The sequence below is a fragment of the Planctomycetota bacterium genome, assembly GCA_026387035.1.
Classification (GTDB): Bacteria; Planctomycetota; Phycisphaerae; order FEN-1346; family FEN-1346; genus JAPLMM01.
The window spans coordinates 1-3,429 of the sequence record JAPLMM010000183.1; the positions used below are offsets into that span (position 1 = coordinate 1).

5 protein-coding genes are annotated in these 3,429 nt (G+C 70.2%); all 5 read right to left on the reverse strand.

All coding sequences use genetic code 11. The annotated features are described in order from the left end of the window. Positions 1 to 612, reverse strand: a 612-nt coding sequence (locus tag NTX40_06615; GenBank protein MCX5648751.1) for a hypothetical protein, incomplete at its 3' end; no start/stop codon positions are given. 17 nt (positions 613 to 629) lie between these two features. Further along, positions 630 to 875, reverse strand: coding sequence for a hypothetical protein (locus tag NTX40_06620; GenBank protein MCX5648752.1), 246 nt, complete (start codon positions 873 to 875; stop codon positions 630 to 632). 31 nt (positions 876 to 906) lie between these two features. Then, the gene (locus tag NTX40_06625; GenBank protein MCX5648753.1) at positions 907 to 1,650 is read right to left on the reverse strand and encodes a hypothetical protein; all 744 of its coding nucleotides are present in this window, start codon (positions 1,648 to 1,650) and stop codon (positions 907 to 909) included. A 3-nt stretch (positions 1,651 to 1,653) separates the two neighbouring features. Continuing rightward, the gene (locus tag NTX40_06630; GenBank protein MCX5648754.1) at positions 1,654 to 2,502 is read right to left on the reverse strand and encodes a hypothetical protein; all 849 of its coding nucleotides are present in this window, start codon (positions 2,500 to 2,502) and stop codon (positions 1,654 to 1,656) included. A gap of 33 nt (positions 2,503 to 2,535) precedes the next feature. After that, positions 2,536 to 3,195, reverse strand: a complete 660-nt coding sequence (locus NTX40_06635; GenBank protein MCX5648755.1) for a hypothetical protein — start codon at positions 3,193 to 3,195, stop codon at positions 2,536 to 2,538. Positions 3,196 to 3,429 lie beyond the last annotated feature (234 nt).

Sequence of the window (3,429 nt, forward strand, 5' to 3'; positions counted from 1 at the left end):
GCTGGCCGCGCTCGCGGCCACAAGAACACCGTTGACGAAGAGTCGCACGGGTGAACCGTTCGCCATGGCGACCGCGACGTGCCAGGGGGCGGCGCCGGCGAGGACGGCGTCGGCCGCCGCACCCGTCCACTGCGCGTTGTATAACGTGCCGTCATAGTAGGTGCCGAGGATATAACTCGATGCCGGAGTCGCGTGCCGAAGAGCGCGAAGGAGTAGAAGCGAGTTGGCACCCGCAATGCGGTATTCGCCCGGCGCCCCGACCGTTCCCATCGCCGTCGCCCAGGCCCGGACCCAACATTCCAGGGTCAGCGCCGCACGGGCGGGCTGGCCTGCAAACGCTCCCTCGAGGTATTGACCTGCGCCGGCGAACCGGTAGCCGGCCTCGACCGACTCGGCGCCGTGGTTCGTTAGGTCATGGCCGGCACCGGAAGCGTCGGCCAGACCGGTCCCTTCTCCCTGGCAAGCGCCGTCGTGCAGGTGCCAGAAGCCGAGCGCCTGACTATCGGGCGCAAATTCGTCGAAGTCCACCTTGAGACCCTGGCCGGTGACGATCCGCGCGCCGTCGCGCTCGCCCTCGCCGAAGTTCTGCTCATCCATCCGAAACACAAGCATGGCCCGCCTCCCGCACGTCAGACAGCCGCCAAGTCCACTTTGTATGTCGTCGCGCCGACACGAACACGAAGTTGCGCCAGGTCCAAACGGACCCACTGCTCGCCGTCCGCCGGCGACGCCGGGTCGTCCGTCCGGACGGGCACGAGCCAGGCGGCTGCATCAATCGCGTCGAGGTTCGCGTTCAGACACGCGTCCCAATCGTCCACACGCTCACCATGGGCGGGCTTCTCGAGGTTCAGGTTCGGCGTGAAAGTCGAAGGCATGTGTTTTCCTTTCCCTGCACCAAGCGCCCCGTCAGACGTCGGGGCTTGCTTCCCAAGCCAGCGTCGCGCGCGCCCCCACCGGGTCGAAGCCTGTCACGCGAAAGTTCTCCGGCGGCCGGGGGACCGGCAAGACGGCGACCGCCGTCTCCGAGGCCGACACCAAACGGTTCCCCGCCGCGTCCACCGCTACGACGCTGAAGCGCCACGCGCCAGGCTCTAAGTCGTCCGTCACCCACTCGTATCGCCCCGCGCTTTGGCCGTAGCCTCCCACGCCGTAGCCGCCGCATCCGTATCCCCAAGGCGCCTGGCCCCCCGGCCGCGCCGGAATCGGCGCCTCGTTGAGCGGCGCTTCGTAGTCCACTGTCCCCGTGCGCCCGTCGGCGAAAACGTCGAACGATTCCAGGTTCGCGTCAAGGTACAGGCCCGCCTGCCAAGCCAGGCGGACGCGCGCGCCCTGCTCGGCCCCCAACCCTACGAGTTCGCCGCCGAGGTCCGTCTCTCGGTCGGCCGCGTCCACCGCAACGACCTCAACCAGAACCCGCCCGAGCGCGCCGCTCCCGCCGACCGGCCCCGATACGACCAGCCGCCGATCCCCGGGTGCGGCCGTCACGCCCCCCAGGCGCCCGTTGACGTACACTTGGTGCCACCGGTCCGCCTGCGTGGACTCCCACGTGACATCGAGCGCCCCCGCCGGCCCGACGGGGTTGCCTTCCGCCATGTCCACCACGAGCGGCCGGACGCGAACGCGCGCGATTCCCTCCGTCCAGTAAGCCACTCTTCACCTCACCAGTTGCCGGTATGTGATGCGGTACTGCCGGTGCCAGTTCAGGCCGACGAGGGGCGGCCCCAGCCGCTCGAATCGTTCCATGCGACAATTCGTGTAATCGGTCCCGTCTGGGGCCGTCAGGATGTAGGCCCGCCCATCGATGAACGATTCTACGGCCTGCTCGAGTTGCGCAAGTGCTGACACCGACGCCGCCGAAAGCACGCCCGTCTGAAGGATCTCCCGCGGCCCATCGCCGAGGTCGAGCGCCAAGCCGCCCGCCAGGCCGTTGAACGCCTCGTCCTTGACGCGGCGTACAGGGCTGCCGACCGCCACGACGTGCGGGCCGGACGAAAACAGCAACTCGTCGTCCAGCGCCGCCGCCCCTGCCATCGGCTCCTCCCACCGGCCCGAGGCGCCGCAAAACGCGAGCGCCGTCGGCTCGCCTGGAACGGCCTCCGAGAGTTGCGCGGCTCCGACACGCGTCGCCCCGGCCGCCGGCGCCAAGTCGCCGTTGCGCGCCGCCGCCGGACCGTCCTCCGCCAGGCCGCCGAGCGACGGCTCCGCCAGGAGCGTCTCGCGGCACGCCTCCGCCACCAACGCCAGCGCCTCAAACGCCTTCGTTCCCACGAGCGCCCGGTCCAGCACCGCCGCACGCCAGTGCACCAGGCGGTACCGCCCTGCCGGCACCTCGGGCCAAGCGAGCGTCTCCGCGCCCGCCGGCTCAATCGTGACGGCGACGTAGCGGCTGAGCGGAACTTCCACCTTCTGCCCCGCGCTTTTCACGCGGACCGTCCGGACGCCCGCCACCTGCCCGAGCCGCTCCGAAATCGCTTCCAGAATCGCCACATCGCTTGCGTTCATTCTCTTTGCCTCATGGCGCCTGCCACGCGCCGTTCAGTCGCGCCGCAGCCGATGGCTGCCGAGCGACCGCACATCGTCCGGCCGGCCATCCGCGTCGCGGTCCACGGCCAGGCGCACCTTCGCCACCTCGTCTTCGTACAGGCGGGCGTAATGCTCGGCCTTGCGCGCGAGCGCCCCATCGGCCGACCCGCCCGCTGCCTGGCCCCGCAAGACCATCGCCAGCACCAGCGCGACGCTCGCCCGCCGCAGACTCCGGTGCTCCAGGATCCACCGCTCGAGGTCCTTGGCGCCGTCCGAAGCGTCCATCTCCAGGCCGAACCGCGCCAGCAGCGCCCACCGCGCCTCCTCGTGCTGCGGATCGAACGTGTGGATCGCAAAGTCCAGGTCCGTCGCCGTCGGCAGCGGCACCCATTCGTCCACCGGGCTGCCGACGAGAGTCGCCAGCAGTTCCGTTTCCCCCTCGACGCTCACGACCTCGTAGTACCCGTCCACCCCCTGGTCCGGATTCGCCAGGTGCACCACGTGGCCGGGCCGGACGCGCGCAGCGACAAACGCCGCGTCCGGCGCGGTCACCTGGTAGATAAGGCTCGACGCCCCCTCGCCGCGCGTGAGGCACTGGTGCGCCGGGGCGATCTCGCGAAAGAGCGCCGGCTCCCACTTCAGCAGGTCCGCGTCGGTCGAAAAGTTGGCCATCCCTCGCTCTCCTTTGTGCCGCTCGCCTCCAACACGAGGCGCCCCACGCATCGGCCGGCGGGGCCGACCGCCGAAGCGGCCGGCCCACGCCCGGCCTCATGCCTTACGACGTCGCCAGCCCCCGGATCACGCCGTGGGCCCCTTCGTTCCTCAGTTCCAGCGTGTACTCGCCCAGCACCTGACCCTTCTCGAAGTCACCGGTGACCGCCAGCGGCCGGTATTGGAAACTCCGGC